Source organism: Bacillus salitolerans (assembly GCF_042680805.1).
Taxonomy (GTDB): Bacteria; Bacillota; Bacilli; order Bacillales; family SA4; genus Bacillus_CJ; species Bacillus_CJ salitolerans.
On sequence record NZ_JBHUEM010000003.1, the window covers coordinates 12,693 to 33,139 of the forward strand.

Consider the following 20,447-nt stretch of genomic DNA (forward strand, 5'->3'; position numbering starts at 1 on the left):
ATTTTATTGTATGCATTGGATTGGAATTGGGTGAATGCCTATGTTACGAATCGCTATATGAAGCCATATGGCAGGACGAAGAGTTCAATAGATTCTTCCACCAATTGAAAACACTGTTTAAGAATATAAGCTGGAAATGAATTAACCAATTGGTGGTGTTAGTGGTACAACAGGTCCCTCCACTTCTCCTCCACCTTCAACTGGCCCTGTATAAGGACTAACAGCCTTTGGGGCAGCCTCTTTAAAACCACCTGTATTATAAAGGTTTGAGAGTGGTTTAATCATTCCAGCGCTTCCAATTTGTAGAACCGATGAATTGGAAACACTGCCAACTTTCAACTGGTGAATACATATATTTTGATTAATATAGAAATTCATCACAGGTCCCTCCTAATTGAAATCTACAATAGGTTGATCAACGGCATCATTATCATCTGTATTCGTTGAACTCTGATTATTATAAACCCGCAGACCATCACCAGTATTAAAGGATCCTGCCCCGGAAAAGGTTTTTGCTGTAGAATTTGGTGTCATCATAAATACATCACCAATATTGAAGACACTCGAGGCCCCTATACTAATAACTTTTACTGCACCGACAATAGCAGGCATTAAAAACATCCTTTTTCAATAGATTACATGCAGTATAATATGGATAAATGCCTGGGAATGTTCACGAAGTCACAGTAAAATCTTTAGAAAAATAAAAAAGACTCGTCTATCTGACAAGTCTTACATGTTCTAGTTGTAAAATTCCGTATATATTAGTTAGATGCCTAGTTTTTTATTGATTAATTCATCTAATTCTTGGCTACAAATTACGGTTTCTTCTGCTGTAAGCCCAAATTCCAGGGCTAAGAAAATCATTTTCTTTCTTTTTTCCTCAATCATCACTTCAAGCATTTTTCTTCTCCTACTATCTAGAAATCATCGAATCCATACAATTAATATGTAATAAGATGTACAGAATAATTATACAAACTATGAAAAGAAAAGGAATAGTTTCGATAAAAGAAGTGCTAAAGTTACAAAACATAGCATATTTCTACAAAATAAATAGTTGAATGGTCACGAATTAGCTCAGTAATTTGCAGAATTCTAATAATTCTGTCAGTTAACTAGTTTTCATGGACTACAAAAAGCCAACAATTGGTATTAAATGAAGCTTCTTTTGCAATTTTCTTTATCTTTTTTAACGAAATGTGACAAAAGACCAATAATTTAGCAGGAGGAAAATAAGCTCTATGATGGATATGTCTTTTCCGTTATATCTCCTATGATAGTTACAAGAGATCAGTCAGAAGCATAAACGCTGATTCTCGATAAAGGCAAAGCTGATGAAAATCAGTGACGCAAAGCTAAAGGGGCTAAGGTGTGATAAAAACACACTACGCCAGCCAGTTACCGAAAGAATAGGGGCGTTTCATTTTTTATAGCTAAAACCCCACTTTCGGTAAAGGTGGGGCTATTTTAATTACAAGGAGGTGAAAAGGCGGGTGAAGCTCATCAACCTGAAAACGAAGCTCGAGTTAGCTAATCAGATCGGACAAGCAAATACATTTTTCACACGATTAAAAGGGCTAATGTTTTCTAGTGAACTCCCTTCAGGCTGTGCACTTCACATCATGCCCTGCCAATCGGTTCATACGTACTTCATGAATTACAACATTGACGTATTATTTATGGATGATAACCAGAAGGTTGTAGGTATTGTTGAATCGATGCAACCGAGAAAAGTCACGAAAGTGTATCGGAAAGCAAAGTCAGTCATTGAATTACCTGAAGGAACGGTTGCATCTACTGGTTTAAAAGTAGGAGATGTCCTTTCATTTGAAGTGTAATTCAAGGAGGTTGTATGTTGAAGAAATTAATAGACTTAAGTCTAAAAGAGAATGGGCAAGGACTAACCGAGTATGGGTTAGTATTGGGACTAGTTTCAATTGCAGTAATCGGGTTGTTCAATATACTTGGTGATGCAATTACAGCAATGTTTGAAAATGCTCTCGCCATACTATTAAGTAGGGAATAATCAAATAAATGAAGAGGGAGAGATCATGATGAACAAACTAAAAGGATTATTTTTAGAAGAAAAAGGACAAGGGATGACAGAGTACGGTTTAGTATTAGGTGTTATCGCGGTAGCGGCAGTTGGAGCCTTAATCGCTTTACGTGATGAAATAACAAATATGTTTGAAACAGTATCAAATGCTGTATTAAATCGTGAAGGTCAATAATTCTATTCAAGTAATTTTGTTATATAAAAAATGAAGAGGGAGAGATTAATAATGAACAAACTAAAAGGGCTAATAAAAGAAGAAAAAGGGCAAGGGATGACAGAGTACGGATTGGTACTAGGTGTTATCGCCGTAGCAGCTGTTGGTGCATTAGTAGCGTTACGTGATGAAATTACAGCTATGTTTGAAACAGTATCAAATGCTGTATTAAATCGTGAAGGTCAGTAATTTATCAGTTATAGCCTTAATACTTATTTTATATCAACTAATAGTATATGCCCCATACGTTTTCAAAACGTGGGGCTCTTTTTAGCTCATAGGAAAGTATTAAATTTTTCATGTAGTTAAAGAACTGCGTATTTATTATTGCGTTACAAATAGGAAACTGCATAAAAAAAAATAGGCGAACGCTGGCGTCGAAGGACTGGTCGCTAGCCAAGTTTTTCAAAATTATTAAGAAAGTATAAAAGTTTTTCAGCAAGAGAATGGGCTAGTCACTTGGAATCCAGATCCAGCACCTAGCTACAAGGTCAAATAACCTTAAATGAATAAAAAGGGAAAAGCACCCTTTTTCACATTTAGGAACATTTCTGCCTTAGGCTAAACGGGGCGCCCTGAGCTTTTGTTCTAACAGTTTAATAGAGGTAGTGATAAAATGATTAATTTTACTATGCTCATCATATTAACCATTTGTCTATTTACTGACTTAAGAGAAAGGAAAATATATAATATCGTCATTTTTCCAGCTCTAGTAGTAGCCATTGGTTCCAATGCTTGGATGGATGGTTTATCTGGACTATGGTTTAGTGTTACTGGCTTTGTTGTGGGATTTATGATTCTGTTAATCCCTTACTTTATGGGGGGAATGGGTGCTGGAGATGTGAAGCTGTTAGCACTTATTGGAGCGTTAAAGGGAGTCATGTTTGTGCTAACAACAGCCATCTTTATGGCCATTATAGGCGGAGTCATGGGCGTATTGATCCTCTTATTTAGAAAAGGGGCTATAAAGAGAATAAAGTCCATTCTGTTTTCAGCAGCCTGTATTAAGATGGGAATGAAAATCCCATTAATGATTGACAAAGATGGGTTAAAAACCACTTATCCATATGGAGTGGCAATAGTAGGAGGAGCCATCATAAGCTTACTTAATAGAGAGTGGGTGCTTTTATGGTAAGAAACGAAAAGGGCCAATCATTAGTAGAAACCGCACTAGTGTTACCCATATTATTGCTTCTTATAGTAGGTATCATTGATTTTGGTAGAGTTCTCTATTTTTATTCACATCTTCAGTTAGCGACTCAGGAAACAGCAAGATTAGGCGGATTGGGGAAAACGGACATCGAAATAACAGACTTTGCTCGAGATTATATAGACATAGGTGATCCAGCACAATTATCAATAACAATTACACCAAATCAAGCTTCTCGTACCTCTGGTGATTATGTCACGGTAAATCTTGAATTTCCTGTCACACTAATCACACCTATCATCTCAAGTCTGGTTCCGAATCCAGTTCGCATTCATGCTGACTCAACCATACGTGTAGAGTGAGGGAATACGATGAAAAAGATACTTAGTAGATTAATAGAGAAAGAAAATGGAACTGCACTAATTTTAGTATCAGTTGCCATGCTAGGGTTATTAGCAATGACAGGACTTGTCATTGATGGAGGTTCATTATATGTCACGAAAAGTCATCTTCAAAAAACAGCAAATGCAGCCGCGTTATCAGGTGCTCAAAAGTTAATAGAGGGTGAAATAGCTGTAAGAGGGATAGTAGAGGAAGTACTTCATTTCCATAAGGAGCAAACTAGTTTACAAAGTATTTCCATTCAAGAGGAGGATCTGGTGAGACTTTCTCTGGAGAAAAAAGTAGATTTGTCCTTTGCTTCTTTACTTGGCATGGAACAAGCACCTGTTCAAGCAACAGCTTCAGCAGAAGTTGGAATAATGGGACAAGCCAAGGGGGCAGTTCCACTTGGAATTGATGAACGATTTGAACTTGAACTATACGAAGAATACGAGCTTAAAACAGATACGTCTGGAGTTGACCACGGCTGGTTCGGAATATTAGCACTTGGCGGACCAGGAGCAGCTACGTACTATGATAATTTCATGAATGGCTATCAGCATGAAATTAGGGTTGGCGATATAATTGAAACTCAAACTGGTAATGTAGCAGGAAAGACTCGGGACGCTGTTAAAGAACGGATTGATAATTGTCCATACACATTAGAAACAGCGATTGATAAAAAGTGCTCAAGAATTATATTAGTCCCTGTGTATCAAGCATACGATACGTCAGGTGGACAAATAAAGAAAGTGATGGTAAAAGGATTTGCGTACTTTTATTTAACTAAGCCTGTATCTGGCAAAGATACGTCGGTACATGGGATGTTTATTAAAATGACTGGACCCGGAAAAATAGATGAATCAGCTGCAAGTAGAGGGGCATTTAGTATAAGACTGACAGAGTAGGTGAACAAGCATGAGATCAAAAGTTATTTTACTATTAGCGATTGTAATGGGAGGTATCACGACCTTCTTATTCTTTAATTACATGAAGCAATTTGACACAGAAGTAGTTATGAGTGAAGCAATGGTAGAGATTGTAGTCGCAAAAGAGAGAATCCCGGCTAATTCAAAACTAAACGGAACATTAATCGAGTTAAGGGAAGTACCAGAGAAAGGGTTACATCCACAGGTTATTACAGATTTATCATACTTGGAAGGAAAATATGTCACTTCTCCTATCGAAGCAGGAGAGCCTTTATTAGAACATCGCGTTCAAACAGAATTAGAGGAACAAATATTTGTTTCAAGAAAAGTGAAAGATGGTTATCGAGCCGTTTCAGTTGGTGTAAATTTCGTCCAATCCATTTCTAATTTGATTGAACCAGAGGATTTCGTGGACGTTGTGTTTAGTGAGGAGATAAGTACAAATCCTAGAGTAGTAGAAACAACTCAAATTCTTCAAAAGGCAAGAGTTTTAGCAGTTGGTCGAAAGCTTATTGCTGCATCAGATACGACAGAGGAATATGTGGAATATTCGTCTGTTACTCTTGAACTACAACCTATAGATGCAGTAAAGCTAATAAACGCTTCTGAACGAGGCAATATTCAATTTACACTTCATACAAGACTTCAACCAGTAAAGAGTCCTCCCGAATCAAAGGAGTGAGAGGATAGAGGTGAAAAATATGGGTCAACAATTAGAACAACATGAGTCGAACAACGAAAAACGCGGAGAGTTTATTGCTGTTTGCAGTGCAAAGGGTGGAATTGGTCGAACTCTCTTAAGCGTGAATCTTGCAGTTGCCCTTTGTAAAAAAAATATACGTATAGGTGTTATGGATGGTGACTTTCAATTCGGAGACGTAAGTCTTGCTATGGATTTACAATCTACTTTTACAATAAAAGACGTCATTCAAGAATTGGAACGTTTAGATGAATATACGTTAGCAAGCTATTTATCTCATCATGAGAGTGGTGTAAGGATATTAGCAGCCCCAGAAAAACCAGAATTTGCAGATCTTGTTACAGAACGTACACTAGAAAAAATAATCCCTTTACTCCTGAAGCAGCATGAATATGTGATAGCAGATACTGGAGTAGGTCTGCAAGATAAAGGATTACACATTTTAGAGAAAGCAGATCAAATTCTCATCGTAACAAATTTAGAAATGGCAACATTAAAAAATACAAAATCGATGCTTGATACATTGGATATGCTCGGACTTAGAGAAAAGGTCCGACTTGTTGTCAATCGAGCCACAATGGAAAGTGTGATACAAGCAACAGATGTAGCTGATATTCTTGGAGAGGAAGAACCAATTTTCATTCCAAACGATTTTCAAATAGCTTCTCAGTCTTTAAATATCGGGATACCTTTTGTGATGAATCATGGGAAAACAGAAATCGCTAAATCCATTTTTAAAATGGCAGAGCAAATTTCTTCGAGAAGAGAAATTTCCATCATCAAAACGAAAGGTCCGTCGTTACTTACAAAGCTATTTACAAGGAAGCGTTTAAAGGAGGAAGTAGAATGAGTCTATTGAAGAAATTAGAAGAAAAACATAAACACCAGATGGACTCAACCCAAGTCGAAATAGAAGAGGAATTATTTCCTACGAAAGCCCCTAAGAAAGACTTGTTAACTGCGTTTCGAGAATCAAAACGTTCGGAATCAACTACTCACCAACATGTAAAAACGGCAAAACCACCTATAAACAAACATCAAGAATTAAAAAGTCGTCTCCATAAACAAATTATCGCTGAAATGAAGGACGATAATGTGGAGGAAATTATCCCTAGATTAGACGCGATGGCAATCGAAATCATAAAGGAAGATGAATCGTTTCGAGGGAAAATAGATCGAAAGAAAGTGGTAGATGAGTTAATTAATGACTTAACAGGGTTCGGTCCTATCAATCCGTTGTTAATGGATGAAGAAGTTTCCGAGGTTATGGTGAATGGACCAAACCATGTTTATGTAGAAAGAAATGGGAAGATTGAGTTGACAGACGTACTGTTTAGAGACCATGAACATGTCATGAATGTGATTGAAAAAATTGTGTCGCCAATTGGCCGTCGAATTGATGAGAGCAGTCCGATGGTTGATGCGCGGCTTCCTGATGGCTCTCGTGTGAATGCGATTATACCTCCGCTTGCATTAAATGGACCAACCATTACAATTCGGAAATTTTCCAAGGACCCTTTTACGATAGAGAACTTAATTCAGTTTGGTACTGTTACGAGAGAGATGGCTATTTTTCTCGAAGCGTGTGTAAAAGCTAATTTAAATATATTTGTTTCAGGAGGGACTGGTTCTGGTAAAACGACAACCCTTAATGTCCTTTCAAATTTCATACCAAATGATCAGCGCATAGTAACGATAGAGGATGCAGCAGAACTTCAATTAGGTCAGGAACATGTCATTTCATTGGAATCAAGACCACCTAACATTGAGGGAAAGGGTGGAATTACGATACGTGATCTTGTCAGAAATTCACTTCGTATGAGACCGGATCGGATTGTGATTGGAGAAGTTCGTGGAGGAGAGGCTCTTGATATGCTTCAAGCTATGAACACTGGTCATGATGGATCACTCGCAACAGGTCACTCCAATAGCCCTAGAGATATGATTGCCCGTTTAGAGACTATGGTGCTTCTTGCTGGGGTAGAATTACCTGTTCGGGCAATTCGGGAGCAAATTGCAGGAGCCGTTGATCTTATTATTCAACAAACACGACTAAAGGATGGTTCACGGAAAATCGTAAACATTACCGAAGTACAAGGACTAGAAGGAGATGTCATTGTACTTCAAGATATTTTTACTTTTCGTCAAGAAGGAATTGATGCAAAAGGAAAAATCATGGGAAGCCTTGTTCCGACTGGCGTTCGTCCGAAGTTTTATGAGATGTTAGAAACGTCAGGTATTTTTATTCCGACAAGCGTGTTCATTGAAGGAGAGGAGTGGACCTGATGAAATGGTATTTGTCATCGTTAGTGATGTTTTCTTCCTTTCTATTTTTTATCGCCATTCTTCAAATCATTTTTTTATCCAATAGCCGGCTTGAAAAACGAATGAAGCATTATTTATCTATTCAAGAAAAGAAGTTATTAGACCGAAAAAAGTTTAACCTTCTTGTCCAGCTTCAATTAACAAAGCAGAAAATACGTAAACAAGTCTTATCAAAAGATAATAATCATCGCTTGCAGACTGAAATTGATCGAGCAGGCCTGCCGTTAAAACCAGAGGAATATGTGATGTTCCAGTGGATCATAACAGCGTTCTCTGGGGGACTGCTTTTACTGATCTCAGGTAACATCGTTTTCTTACTTATCGGTGGTGTTTTAGGTTTTTTTGCTCCAAAGATGTACTTGAAAAGACTGCAGAAAAAACGGATTGTTGCCTTTAATGAAAGTCTAGCTGATATGATAACAACAGTCGTAGGATCTCTAAGAGCAGGCTTTAGCTTTCCACAAGCATTAAAAACAGTAGTAGAGGAAGCTCATTCACCCATCAAAGAAGAAATGGAAACGGTGCTTCGTGAAATGCAATATGGAAGCAGTATTGATGAAGCGCTGCATGCACTAAAAGAGAGAATGCCCTCTGAGGACTTAGACCTTATGATCCAAGCCATAGTCATTCAACGTCAGGTTGGTGGAAACTTAGCTACCGTTCTAGATAAGATTGTCGAAACGATACGAGACCGTACGAAGATTCAACGACAAATTGTAACCTTAACTGCCCAAGGACGTCTTTCAGGTATAGTCATTGGCCTACTTCCTATTATTCTTGCATGTATTCTTTATCTTATTGAGCCCAATTATATTGGAACACTGTTTACCAATCCCATTGGCTTAATCATGCTAGGTGCTGGGTTAGTATCAGGGACTATTGGATTTATATGTATAAAGAAACTTACCACAATTGAGGTGTAAGCGATGTTGTTTTTTACCTTTTTCTTAACTATTACATTTATCGTCTATGCCATCCTTGTCTTTCAACATGAAAGAAAAGAACGGGTAAAACGCAGAATCTCGTTAGTCTTTGATAGAAATTCAAATTCCGAGTCATCTTACGAGGATCCCCCAAATGCTGAAGTGACACCGTCCTTATTCCAGCGGATGTTAAAACCCATTTGGCGTGAATTTAAAAAAGGTTTTAAGAAAAAAATACCTGGAGAAAAAGAGGCAAAAATTGAGATTAAGCTTTTGCAGGCTGGAAACCCCTTTGGTATGACTCCTGTTGAATACAGGTTAGTTCAAATTGCTATATTCATTTTGTTTCCTTTCCTAGCTATTGGATATGGGGTACTCCTAGGTTTTGGAACAGGTGGGTTAACGTTCATGGTTTTTACTTCTCTTGCAGCCTCTTGGGTATTACCGAACATGTATCTAAGGCAAAAAATTAAAAAAAGATATCAACTTGCTGTACGTGAACTTCCAGATGTACTAGATCTGTTGACGGTTAGCTTAGAGGCAGGCTTAGGTTTTGACTCAGCGTTAAGTAAATTAGTGTCTAAAAAGGAAGGAGTGTTAGCAAGTGAGTTTCATCGATGTTTAGAAGAAATTCGTCTTGGAAAAACAAGAAGAGAGGCTCTATCAGGTATTCGTGAGCGATTAGCAGTCGATGAGATAAAGGTCCTCATAAGCAGTATCATTCAAGCAGAAAAACTTGGAATTGGTATGGTGCAGGTTCTCAGAATTCAATCAGCTGAGGTTAGAGATCAACGGAAACAAAGAGCTGAGGAAGAGGCCATGAAAGCACCAATTAAAATGCTCTTCCCACTTGTACTTTTTATCTTTCCGAGCTTATTTATTGTATTATTAGGACCAGCTATCATTCAATTTCTTCAAACCTTTAAGCAGTGATCTATATGTCACTGCTTTTTGAATGGAGGAATTTTTATCTCGTTGCTCGAAATGATATAGTGAACAAAACACCGGAAAAGGGGTTAACCTAGTGATGAAATTTGTAACAGCAAAAACAGGTAGCGACAAACCATTCATTGGTCTTGTGATCGAAAAAACAATCCTCCATATACAAAAGGCTGAATTCTCATTAACTGGTGAATCATGGGTTCCTGACAGCCTAGTTGAAGCCATTGATATGGGAGAATTATTTATTAGTCGGATAAAGGAAATTGTTCAACATATTCCTTCATTACAGGAACATTTCTTCTATGAACTTGACAGTGTTCAACTTCTATCACCTATCCCAAAACCTAGAAAAAATATAATATGCGTAGGAAAAAACTATGCTGACCACGCTATTGAGATGGGAAGTGCTGCTGACATCCCAGAAGATATCATTATCTTTACAAAAGCACCTACTACTGTCATTGGGCATAAAGGAATCGTACTTAATCACAGTGGGATAACTAATCAGCTCGATTATGAAGGAGAATTAGCGATCGTTATTGGCAAAGAAGGGATAGGAATTCCTGAGGACCGAGCGAAAGAATATATATTCGGCTATACCATCCTTAATGATATAACTGCGCGCGATTTACAAGCTAAGCACAAGCAGTTTTTTCTTGGCAAAAGCTTGGATACTACATGTCCCATTGGTCCTTGGATTGTGCACTCCTCCCATATTGAGGATCCTAATAACTTACATATTGCTACATGGATCAATGGAGAAAAGCGTCAAGACTCGAATACGCAAAATTGTATCTTTTCAATTGAAAAGATTATTTCGATTTTATCAAGAGGGATGACCCTACAGCCTGGAGACATTATAGCAACTGGAACTCCTGCAGGTGTAGGGAAAGGGTTTAAACCTCCAAAGTTTCTGAAACCTGGTGATATTATGGAAGTAACTGTAGAAGGAATTGGAACGCTGCGAAATAAAATTGAAGGGTAATATCGTTACAAACTAGGAGAAACGTTGGTTTCTCTTAGTTTGTAGAAAAACCCTCAATGTTCGAAAGGGAGTTCACAATCAAATCTCATTAAAATAGCCCAAAGCCTCCTTCTCAAAGACATTTCACCCGGCAAAGCGCCTCAAAATGTCTAAGAGAACCCCTATCAAAGACATTTCACCCGCCAAAGCGCCTCAAAATGTCTATGAGACCCCTTCCCTCTCACGGAAATATTGGGATGTTCCTCCTTTGTTTCTAGAATAAATGAGGTATACGATACAACCACCGTATATTGTATTAGAAAGTAAAAAAATGGCTGTCGAGACTTTCTCGACAGCCTGAGGAATGACGCTAGTTTCCCACTTCTCACTAAGATAATACTTCTTTTATACGATCAATCGCCCAATCAAGGTCCTCTTTAGAAATCACTAATGGAGGGGCAAAACGGATGACATTTTCGTGTGTTTCTTTACATAATAAGCCTTTTTCTTTTAAGCTCTCACAATATGAGCGTGCTGGCTCGTGTAGTTCAACACCGATAAAGAGCCCTTTTCCACGAACTTCTTTTATGATTGGATTTTTGATTTCTCTTAGTTTTTCCGCTAAGTAGTTTCCTAACTCTAAAGAACGATCCGCTAACTTTTCTTCTGTTAAAACATCTAAAGCAGCAATGGATACTGCACATGCTAGCGGGTTCCCACCGAACGTTGAGCCATGTGAGCCAGGTTCAAATACACCTAATACATTACGATCTGCAGCCACACATGAGATTGGGAATACACCACCGCCAAGTGCTTTCCCTAAAATAAACATATCAGGCTTCACGTTTTCCCAATCACATGCAAACATTTTTCCCGAACGACCTAATCCAGCTTGAATTTCATCTGCCACATAAAGGACGTTATTTTCTTTACACACATCGTAAGCTTCTTTTAAGAAGCCTTCACGAGGAATAATAATTCCAGCTTCTCCTTGAATAGGCTCAAAGATAAAGGCCGCTGTATTTGGTGTAATAGCTGCTTTCAATGCTTCAACATCACCATATGGGATGACTTTTATTCCTGGTAACATCGGTCCAAATCCACGCTTGTAATCATCATTTGATGACATGGAAACAGCTGCCATCGTACGACCGTGGAAGTTGTCCTCACATACAATAATTTCTGCTTGATCCTTTTCAACACCCTTTACATCATATGCCCAGCGGCGAACTGCTTTTACCGCGGTTTCAACTGCTTCAGCACCAGTGTTCATAGGAAGAACCATTTCCATACCAGTCAATTTTGAAACCTTTTCATACCAAGGACCTAATTGATCATTATGGAAAGCACGTGATGTTAATGTAATTCGATCTGCTTGATCCTTCAAGGCTTGAATGATTTTTGGATGACGGTGCCCTTGATTTACAGCAGAGTAGGCACTAAGCATATCCATGTATTTATTCCCTTCTGGATCTTCTACCCAAACTCCTTCTGCTTTTGAAACAACAATTGGGAGCGGATGATAGTTATTAGCTCCATATTTCTCAGTAATACTGATGATATCTTTCGTTTTTGACATACAACTACCTCCAATTCAACAATGTAAACTCTTTCAATTTCCTTTATCATTATATCAATAAATCGTACAAATTTGCCAAGAGTGAAGGATAAAACTTCTGTTTTGTATAAAAAACATGATATGATAGCATGTGGACATACATATTATACAATTTCAGGAGGTTTAGAACGGATGATACATGCACACGTTTCAGCTTGGTTTGTTACACTTATTCTTTTCTTCGTCGCTCTATTCTTGATTAGAGCAGGAAAGAAAAAACCACTAAAAATTGTTCAAATGGTTCTTCGATTGTTTTATTTATTAGTATTAGGTACAGGACTGCACTTGCTTGCTGCTGCCTATCAGTTTAAAGTATTAGAGGCAAATATTAAGGGACTAATTGGGTTATGGATTATCTTCTTAATGGAATTTATCTTAACAAGAGGTGGAAAAGGAAAGCCAACAAAGGTTTTCTGGATTCAACTTGTCATTGCGTTAATACTAGTTTTTTATTTCGGATATGTTGTATTAGGCTAAACAAATTGCTATTTTAGCGATTTGTTTTTTTGTGTCAAAAGATGAAGATGGATTGTCGAAAAAATAATTTATAAAAGTTTCCATTTATGTTACATTAATTTTAGCTGATTATTTTGCAAAAATTCACAAAATTAATATACTACGAAAACAAATAGAGTAGGTGAGGGTCATTGTGAATACATATTCTATCAATATAACAACTATTAATGAGCTTGAGCATTTCATTTCTCAACATAATCTTCAACACGAGCAAGTGATCCTCACGCAAGTCTTTACCGGGCAAGGAGATAAAGAGCTAATTAACGCGTTGCAGAAGGAACTTAACAGGGTGCTTCCGCAAACAGTTCTAATTGGTACAACAACAGATGGAGAGATTCACCAAGGCGAAATCTCTTCAGGAAATATTGTGGTAAGCTTTACCGTTTTCCATTCTACTACGCTTCAAGCATTTTCAGTAGAAGTCGATGAGACTTCAAATAGTTTGGAAGTAGGAAGACAGTTATCTTCTGCCTTGATTAAGGAAGATACAAAGGCTTTACTATTATTTGGGTGTGGAACGAGGCTAGAACTAGATTGCATCTTGAACGGTATTGATGAAAAAGGAAGTGGGGTAATCATTGCTGGTGGTTTAGCAGGTGCTATCTTACCATCAGATAATATGTTTGTTTTTACAAACGATAGATTGCTAGAGTCTGGTATTGTTTGTGTCTCTTTATCGAGTGAACATTTGCATGCACATTCATCTGTTAATTATAGTGTACAAAAAGTGGGCAGAGCCTTTGTTGTATCAAAAGCAAATCATGAAAGAATTTATCGAATAAATAATAAAAAACCAATAAGAGTGTTAGCTGATTACTTAGGTGATGAATTTGTTAAAAACTTGCCATGGTCAGGTCCTGAATTTCCATTTGTCTCAGAGCGAAATGGGGAAGAGATTTTATTTTTCATCAAGGAATTACATAAAGACGGTTCCATAACTGTTAATCGCCCAGTTGCAAATGGTGAGCAAGTCCACTTTGCATATGTTGACCTTCCTAACCTAATTGACCAATCGATCAAAAAGTTGAAACAACTTGTAAAAAAGCCAGTTGAAACAATTTTTGTCTATAACTGCATGACTAGAAGAAGATATTTTAACAGTGTAACTGAAACGGAGCTTCGTCAATTACAAAAAATTTCTTCCACAACCGGTTTCTTTGGGTTTGGGGAAATATCAACTAGTCATGGAAAAAGACGTCTATTAGGGAATGCATATACACTTCTAGCTCTAAGTGAATCACATGATAAGGTAGCATCGATTACGGTAGATTTTAATTATGATATACCGGAAGAAATACAATCTTTGATTGCGCTTTCACATTTGACTTATGCCTCAACAAAAGATATCGAGGAGCTTCATTCATCGGTTGAAGCATCAGAGCATAGATTCAGATCTTTATTTGAGCATAATACCGATATTGTCTATTCAACTGATTTAAGAGGTAATTTCACAAGTGTAAATCCAGCATTTGAAAAAACGCTTGGTTTTAATAAGGAAGAAATTATTAATAAGCATTCACTCGATTATATAAACGAAGAAGATATTCCTCGTGTTCGCATGCATTTTTACCGAGCACTTAAAGGGAAAGAGCAATATTACAACATCGATATACCAACTAAAGCGGGTGAAAAAATCACGTTTCAGATCAAAAATATTCCTATCATCATTAATAGTGAAAAGGTCGGTATTTTTGGGATTGGGAGAAATATCTCTGAACAAAGAAAAGCAGAGGAACAAATTACGAATCTAGCTTATTATGATCATGATACTGGATTGCCAAACAGACTATTGTTTACCGAGAAGCTATCAGACATGTTTGAAAGGGTTACAAAGAAAAAGAAAAAGCTAGCAGTCATGTTTATTGATATGGATCGATTTAAAATAATTAATGATAGTCTTGGACACTATGCTGGTGATGAAATATTAAAAATGATTGCTGATAGAATTAAAAAGGTGCTACCATCTGGTAGTTTTTTAGGCAGGTTTGCTGGTGATAAATTTACTTTATTATTGTCCAAATCAGTTGATATTGAGAATATCGTCAATATCGCACAAGATATTCAACAATGCATTGGAAAACCTGTACTTTATCTGGAACAGGAATATTTCATTACCGCAAGTATAGGAATAAGCTTGTACCCTGATGATGGCATGGATGAGCAAACGATTTTAAGAAATGCTGATGCAGCCATGAATAGGGCAAAACAACAGGGCGGAAACAAAATAAAATTTTATTCAACAGAAATGAATAATCAAGCGCTATATCGTTTAGAACTGGAAAGTTACCTTCGTAAGGCACTTGAAAAGAAAGAATTTTTCTTATGTTACCAGCCCTTAGTTGATTTAGAAACTGGAACGATATACGGTAGTGAAGCGTTAATTCGTTGGAACCATCCTAAATTGGGGCTAGTGTCACCAGTTGAATTCATCCCTCTTGCAGAAGAAACAGGTCTTATCCATGATATAGGTAGATGGGTACTATTTACAGCATGTAAACAAACGAAACTGTGGCATGATATGGGATTAGGATTATTAACTGTATCTGTCAACGTTTCAGCTAATCAGTTCCAGCAATCCCATTTTCTCACTGAAGTGATGAAGGCACTGCATGACTCCGGTCTTCCAGCAGAATATCTAAATTTAGAATTAACTGAGAGTGTGATGCTTCGAAACGCAACTCATAGTATCCAATTGATGAAGGAGCTTCAAAAAATTGGCGTACGAGTTTCGATTGATGATTTTGGAACAGGGTATTCTTCTTTAAGTTATTTAAAGAACCTTCCGATTAATACATTGAAAATTGATCGCTCCTTTATCCAAAACTTGCGAATGGATAACTCTGATATTGCGATTGTAAAGGCAATCATCACAATGGGACACGGACTTGATGTCAAAGTGGTAGCTGAGGGAGTGGAAACTGAAGATCAAATAAATTTATTGAAGCAAATGAATTGTCACTATGCACAAGGTTATTTTATCCACCGTCCACTCTCAATAGGAGAATTTGAAGCTGGCTTAAAAACATTGCATATTACGTAAAGCAGGGATTCCCCTGCTTTACTTATTGTTTAGGAAACTATAAAAGCTCATCATTTATAGATCAGTGAGTGATGTGCCTGCCTAGTAATCCGAATCCAGCGCCCAGCCGCCTGAGGTCAATTAACCTGTAATGAATAAAAAGGATAAGATCGTCCTTTTCTTCATTAAAGAACATTTCTTCTTGCCTGAGCTACCCAGTCGCTATGCGCCTTTAGTTCTTCTCGTCAATTACCTTTCCCCCTACTATGGTGTATTCATAAGTAAACGTCTTGCTCCATTATTCAATGTTAGTTCAAAACGGTCCTTAGCTGTATGTTTTCTATCAAAATGATGTTGGACAGCACAAATTTGTACTTCGTTATCGAATATGAGAAAGTTGACGCCTTGTCCCTTTTCTTTACCAACTTGAAGAAACAAATGATTATAGCAATAAATACAGTCATATATGGAATAACCTACATCATTTATCATGGAAACAAAATGGTTCAATGCTTCATCAGATAATTCAGTTAACCATTCGCGATATACGTAAAGTAATGGCTTCTCCACTCTTAAACGATCACCTTGTCTAAGGGTGTACGTTTCATGTCCAAACGCTACTCCTTTATTTATCTCCTGAAAGGTCATCCATTTTCCTTGTATTAGGATTTCAAAAGTTTGATTTGTTAATTCCTTCAAAGAAGTAGCCTCATCTTGTTCGTCAAAAAAAACCCATTGATCATGAATACATTCAATTGTACCTTCTATATATGACCGTGCTTGGTTTGGTAGAAGTTGCAGTCGTTGTTGTAAATCCATATTATATAGTTCCTCCGTCTATTCAGTACTTCTATTTCTTGTGTTGACATAAATAGACTAAATTATAATTGATTCATTTTATTTTATGACTATTCTAGCTAAATGTGAGAAGTTGTCTTGTAAATAGGTAGTTGAAAGTAAAGTGGTTTTGAAAATGTAAGATTAATTTATCAAATTAGACTCCAATAACTTGGTTATTGAATCCTTTTTCTTTTCTTTGCATACAATGGAATCAGTGTTTTGTTTACAGATATTAAACAATACGCTAAGAAAGGATGATGACTACAATGTGTGGAATTACAGGATGGATCTCCTTCAAGCAGTATTTGAATAACGAGGGTAGTACACTTGAAAAGATGACGAATACGTTAACGTTACGTGGGCCTGATGATACAAATGTTTGGATCAAAAATCATGTAGCTTTTGGACATAAGAGACTAGTGGTTGTCGATCCTGAAGGCGGCATACAACCGATGACAAGACAGAAAATTGATCAATCCTATACAATTTGCTATAACGGTGAGCTTTATAATACAGAAGATATAAGAGCTGAACTTATAAAAAGAGGATATACATTCCAGTCCCATTCAGATACAGAGGTACTCTTAACTGCGTACATTGAATGGGAAGAAGCATGTGTTGATCATTTAAATGGAATATTTGCTTTTGCAGTGTGGGATGAACAGAAGGAAAAGCTTTTTATTGGTAGAGATCGATTAGGTGTTAAGCCACTTTTTTACACTGAAAAAAATGGATCGCTTATATTTGGATCTGAATTAAAAGCTCTCCTGGCACATCCGTCTGTAAAAGCTGAGATTGGATTAGACGGGATAGCTGAGGTATTTGGACTAGGTCCTTCACGGTCACCAGGACATGGTGTGTTTAATGGAGTCCAGGAGCTTAGGCCTGCCCATGCGTTAACATTCTCGAAACAAGGCTTAAAAGTATGGCGGTACTGGAATGTGGAAAGTAAACCGCACCTAGATAATGTAGAGGAAACGGCAGAAAACATTCGATATCTATTTAAAGATGCGGTGACAAGACAGCTAGTTTCAGATGTACCAGTTTGTACATTTTTGTCAGGCGGTGTTGATTCTAGTGCCATAACAGCTATAGCTTCAGAAGCCTTTGAAAAAGAAGGAAAAGGACCACTTCATACTTACTCGATCGACTATGAAGACAATGAAAAATATTTTAAAGCAAATGAATTTCAACCAAATTCTGATCAGCCATGGATACAATTGATGTCAGATACGTTTAATACCGTTCACCACCGCTCTGTTATTACAACAGAAGAATTAGTGAAAGGCTTAAAGGATGCTGTGATCGTTCGAGACCTACCAGGTATGGCGGATGTAGATTCTTCATTACTTTGGTTCTGTAAAGAAATAAAAAAGGACTTTGTCGTAGGATTATCAGGGGAATGTGCGGATGAGATTTTCGGAGGATATCCATGGTTTCATCGGAAGGAGGATCTCGCATCTACTGCCTTTCCTTGGATGCGGTCAACAGAAGCGAGAGTTGATCTACTTCAAACAAAATGGCAGGATAAACTAAAGCTGACACAATATGTTCAAGACCGATACGATGAAACCGTAAAAGAGACTCCTAGCTTGGATGGAGAAACGAAGGAAGAAGCAAATAGAAGACAATTATTCTATCTAAATATGATATGGTTTATGACCACTCTACTAGATCGAAAAGATAGAATGAGTATGGGTGCAAGCTTAGAAGTTCGTGTACCCTTTGCAGATCATCGGTTAGTTGAGTATGTTTGGAATATACCATGGGATATGAAAATGTATGGAAATCGGGAAAAGGGCATCCTTAGAAAAGCATTAGAAGGATTATTGCCTCACGATGTGCTCTACAGAAAGAAAAGTCCATATCCTAAAACACATAATCCGAATTATACAAAGGCCGTAAAAGGTTGGTTAGAGGATATTCTTCAAAATAAATCATCTGCCCTATACCATTTCTTTGATGCAGATAAGCTAAAGAATATTGTTCAAACGGGAGGAGAGTCGTTCAAAGAGCCGTGGTTTGGACAATTGATGACTGGGCCCCAATTGCTTGCACATTTAGCCCAAATTCACTACTGGTTTGAGGAATATGGGATTAACATAAAAGAATAATAGATAATCAGATTTGAAAAAACACAGAAGCTGTGGCTCAATGCTTCTGTGTTTTTTATTCTGAGTTAAGAAAGTCTAAGTTTATGGTGTATAGTTTATACAATATTACTGCTAAATCCAGCTCCAGCGCACAGCTAAGATGCAATGGCGACGATCTTTGTCTTTTCATCCTACTCGAGTTCAAATAACCTGTCATGAATAAATGGGAAAACCACCCTTTTATCATGACAGAACATTTGCTCTGCCTGAGTCTATAAGGAGCGCCCTAAGCCTTTTATTCAACCAGCCTAAACCAAGTAGTATTTCTACACTCGTTTAGGCCGGTTTTTCTTCTTTTAGAAAGGTTTTATTCATCCAAACTCTTGATTTCCAGCGTTTTAACATGATGAGTCCTCGTAGCCACTCATCCGCAATAAAGGATATCCATACTCCAATTAGCCCTAGACCAAAGTAGATTCCTAGAGTATATGAAATCGTTACACTAACTCCCCACATGGAGAGCATCCCCATATAGACTGGAAATTTAACATCACCTGCGGCACGAAGAGCGTTGATTATGACGAGATTAAAGGCTCTCCCAGGCTCTAAGATGATGGTAAGAAAGATTAACATACTTCCCATTTTGATAATCGATTGATTATCTGTAAAGATCCCAAACAGCTGCTCTGTAAATAGACTTGTCACTACCGCCATTGAACCTGAAATGAGAATTGCAAGCTTTAAGCTTCTCATGCATCGTTCATACGCCTGTTCGAATTTTCGTGCACCAATAAAATGACCAATCATAATTTGGGTACCTTGACTGATTGCGATACTAAACAGCAGGATAAACATCATAATGTTACTCGTATACACTCTTGTCGTTAAAGCCTCGGTACCAATCATGGTAATAAAAAATGTGATGACTACTTGAGAAAGATTGTATGATAAATGCTCCCCTGCAGAAGGGATGCCAATACGGAGTAGGTTTTTTATATGTTTTACCGGTAGTGTAAAAATTTGTAAGAATGGCAGTGGGTGCTCTACTCGTTTGAATAATAACCATAGTAATATTACAAGTCCAAGTGTTTTACTTACAACCGTTGAAATGGCAACTCCCTGAACCCCTAGAACTGGTATGCCGAATGGACCAAATATAAAGAGATAGTTACCAATGACGTTCAAGACATTCATTCCTATTGTGATATACATCGTATCCCTTGTAAAACCATAACTCCGAATAATGGAACCAATGGTCATAATAATGGATTGTATAAAAGAAAAGCCACCAACAATAACTAAATAAATATAGGCTTCATCCATTAATTCGTTTGGTATTCCCATTAGATTCAGGAATGTTTCACCGAAAACAAATAGTATTAGACTTAGAATAGCTCCGAATAATAAATTTGCCCCAACGGAAACAACGGCAATTTCTGTTGCGTCTTTATATTCCTTTGCCCCTAAGTGTTGTGCAATTAAGATGGCAGTACCTGTCGCAACAAACCCAAACATCACAATAATTACAGACAATATTTGATTGGCTACCCCAACAGCCGCAACAGAATTATCAGAGTACTGACTTAACATAAGGGTATCAGCATTACCCATAAGCATATGGAGTAGGATTTCGATAAAAATAGGCCAGGTCAATGCAAAAAGGGTCATTTTCTCAACAGATTTCCGTTCAATCTTCTTCATGTTGTTCCCCCTTTTGTATAATGGAAAATATTCGACTTTTCCGAAAATCAAATGTAAACATTACAATAACTAA

The 20,447-nt window shown here is 37.4% G+C and carries 22 protein-coding genes and 1 riboswitch; of the genes, 16 read left to right on the top strand and 6 right to left on the bottom strand.

The window, feature by feature from the left end:
* Nucleotides 1-141 precede the first annotated feature (141 nt).
* The 3 genes from ACFSCX_RS01600 to ACFSCX_RS01610 form a co-directional block, all read right to left on the bottom strand.
* Nucleotides 142-378 (bottom strand): spore germination protein GerPB, encoded by a 237-nt coding sequence (locus tag ACFSCX_RS01600; protein WP_377926352.1) that lies wholly within the window; start codon nucleotides 376-378, stop codon nucleotides 142-144.
* 12 nt (nucleotides 379-390) lie between these two features.
* Entirely contained in the window at nucleotides 391-612 is a 222-nt protein-coding gene (locus ACFSCX_RS01605; protein ID WP_377926353.1) for a spore germination protein, read from the bottom strand.
* Between the two features lie 156 nt (nucleotides 613-768).
* On the bottom strand, nucleotides 769-903 hold the full coding sequence (locus ACFSCX_RS01610; RefSeq protein WP_377926354.1) for an aspartyl-phosphate phosphatase Spo0E family protein: 135 nt from the start codon (nucleotides 901-903) through the stop codon (nucleotides 769-771).
* 414 nt (nucleotides 904-1,317) lie between these two features.
* Nucleotides 1,318-1,409, top strand: a riboswitch (cyclic di-GMP riboswitch).
* Between the two features lie 87 nt (nucleotides 1,410-1,496).
* Between ACFSCX_RS01610 and ACFSCX_RS01615 the strand changes: the two genes are divergently transcribed.
* The 13 genes from ACFSCX_RS01615 to ACFSCX_RS01675 all read left to right on the top strand — a co-directional run bounded on the left by ACFSCX_RS01615 (nucleotide 1,497) and on the right by ACFSCX_RS01675 (nucleotide 10,608).
* Entirely contained in the window at nucleotides 1,497-1,841 is a 345-nt protein-coding gene (locus ACFSCX_RS01615; protein ID WP_377926355.1) for a DUF192 domain-containing protein, read from the top strand.
* A gap of 17 nt (nucleotides 1,842-1,858) precedes the next feature.
* A complete protein-coding gene (locus tag ACFSCX_RS01620; protein WP_377926356.1) occupies nucleotides 1,859-2,029 on the top strand; it encodes a Flp family type IVb pilin in 171 nt (56 codons plus the stop codon).
* A 25-nt stretch (nucleotides 2,030-2,054) separates the two neighbouring features.
* Nucleotides 2,055-2,234, top strand: a complete 180-nt coding sequence (locus ACFSCX_RS01625) for a Flp family type IVb pilin (RefSeq protein ID WP_377926357.1) — start codon at nucleotides 2,055-2,057, stop codon at nucleotides 2,232-2,234.
* Between the two features lie 51 nt (nucleotides 2,235-2,285).
* Nucleotides 2,286-2,462, top strand: coding sequence for a Flp family type IVb pilin (locus ACFSCX_RS01630; protein WP_377926358.1), 177 nt, complete (start codon nucleotides 2,286-2,288; stop codon nucleotides 2,460-2,462).
* Nucleotides 2,463-2,889: 427 nt separating this feature from the next.
* Entirely contained in the window at nucleotides 2,890-3,408 is a 519-nt protein-coding gene (locus ACFSCX_RS01635) for an A24 family peptidase (RefSeq protein ID WP_377926359.1), read from the top strand.
* Nucleotides 3,402-3,785, top strand: coding sequence for a TadE/TadG family type IV pilus assembly protein (locus ACFSCX_RS01640; protein WP_377926360.1), 384 nt, complete (start codon nucleotides 3,402-3,404; stop codon nucleotides 3,783-3,785). The genes ACFSCX_RS01635 and ACFSCX_RS01640 overlap by 7 nt, the downstream gene beginning before the upstream one ends.
* A gap of 9 nt (nucleotides 3,786-3,794) precedes the next feature.
* Nucleotides 3,795-4,712, top strand: coding sequence for a pilus assembly protein TadG-related protein (locus tag ACFSCX_RS01645; RefSeq protein WP_377926361.1), 918 nt, complete (start codon nucleotides 3,795-3,797; stop codon nucleotides 4,710-4,712).
* Nucleotides 4,713-4,722: 10 nt separating this feature from the next.
* On the top strand, nucleotides 4,723-5,415 hold the full coding sequence (cpaB, locus tag ACFSCX_RS01650) for a Flp pilus assembly protein CpaB (RefSeq protein ID WP_377926362.1): 693 nt from the start codon (nucleotides 4,723-4,725) through the stop codon (nucleotides 5,413-5,415).
* 19 nt (nucleotides 5,416-5,434) lie between these two features.
* Nucleotides 5,435-6,283, top strand: coding sequence for an AAA family ATPase (locus ACFSCX_RS01655; RefSeq protein ID WP_377926363.1), 849 nt, complete (start codon nucleotides 5,435-5,437; stop codon nucleotides 6,281-6,283).
* Nucleotides 6,280-7,719, top strand: coding sequence for a CpaF family protein (locus ACFSCX_RS01660; protein WP_377926364.1), 1,440 nt, complete (start codon nucleotides 6,280-6,282; stop codon nucleotides 7,717-7,719). Before ACFSCX_RS01655 ends, ACFSCX_RS01660 begins: the two co-directional genes overlap by 4 nt.
* Nucleotides 7,719-8,681, top strand: a complete 963-nt coding sequence (locus ACFSCX_RS01665; RefSeq protein WP_377926365.1) for a type II secretion system F family protein — start codon at nucleotides 7,719-7,721, stop codon at nucleotides 8,679-8,681. Before ACFSCX_RS01660 ends, ACFSCX_RS01665 begins: the two co-directional genes overlap by 1 nt.
* A 3-nt stretch (nucleotides 8,682-8,684) precedes the next feature.
* Nucleotides 8,685-9,614 (top strand): type II secretion system F family protein, encoded by a 930-nt coding sequence (locus ACFSCX_RS01670; RefSeq protein WP_377926366.1) that lies wholly within the window; start codon nucleotides 8,685-8,687, stop codon nucleotides 9,612-9,614.
* A 94-nt stretch (nucleotides 9,615-9,708) separates the two neighbouring features.
* A complete protein-coding gene (locus ACFSCX_RS01675) occupies nucleotides 9,709-10,608 on the top strand; it encodes a fumarylacetoacetate hydrolase family protein (RefSeq protein WP_377927048.1) in 900 nt (299 codons plus the stop codon).
* A gap of 367 nt (nucleotides 10,609-10,975) precedes the next feature.
* Here the strand turns inward: ACFSCX_RS01675 and ACFSCX_RS01680 are convergent, their stop codons facing one another.
* On the bottom strand, nucleotides 10,976-12,166 hold the full coding sequence (locus ACFSCX_RS01680; protein ID WP_377926367.1) for an ornithine--oxo-acid transaminase: 1,191 nt from the start codon (nucleotides 12,164-12,166) through the stop codon (nucleotides 10,976-10,978).
* Nucleotides 12,167-12,337: 171 nt separating this feature from the next.
* Between ACFSCX_RS01680 and ACFSCX_RS01685 the strand changes: the two genes are divergently transcribed.
* Nucleotides 12,338-12,682, top strand: coding sequence for a YisL family protein (locus tag ACFSCX_RS01685; protein ID WP_377926368.1), 345 nt, complete (start codon nucleotides 12,338-12,340; stop codon nucleotides 12,680-12,682).
* 172 nt (nucleotides 12,683-12,854) lie between these two features.
* Nucleotides 12,855-15,761 (top strand): bifunctional diguanylate cyclase/phosphodiesterase, encoded by a 2,907-nt coding sequence (locus tag ACFSCX_RS01690; protein WP_377926369.1) that lies wholly within the window; start codon nucleotides 12,855-12,857, stop codon nucleotides 15,759-15,761.
* Between the two features lie 243 nt (nucleotides 15,762-16,004).
* On the opposite strand, the gene ACFSCX_RS01695 is transcribed toward ACFSCX_RS01690, so the two are convergent.
* Nucleotides 16,005-16,559, bottom strand: coding sequence for a DUF2777 family protein (locus ACFSCX_RS01695; RefSeq protein WP_377926370.1), 555 nt, complete (start codon nucleotides 16,557-16,559; stop codon nucleotides 16,005-16,007).
* Nucleotides 16,560-16,846: 287 nt separating this feature from the next.
* On the opposite strand from ACFSCX_RS01695, the gene asnB reads away from it, so the two are divergent.
* Entirely contained in the window at nucleotides 16,847-18,694 is a 1,848-nt protein-coding gene (gene asnB / locus ACFSCX_RS01700; RefSeq protein ID WP_377926371.1) for an asparagine synthase (glutamine-hydrolyzing), read from the top strand.
* Nucleotides 18,695-19,009: 315 nt separating this feature from the next.
* Here asnB and ACFSCX_RS01705 read toward each other — a convergent pair whose 3' ends face one another.
* A complete protein-coding gene (locus ACFSCX_RS01705; RefSeq protein WP_377926372.1) occupies nucleotides 19,010-20,374 on the bottom strand; it encodes an MATE family efflux transporter in 1,365 nt (454 codons plus the stop codon).
* Between the last annotated feature and the right edge of the window lie 73 nt (nucleotides 20,375-20,447).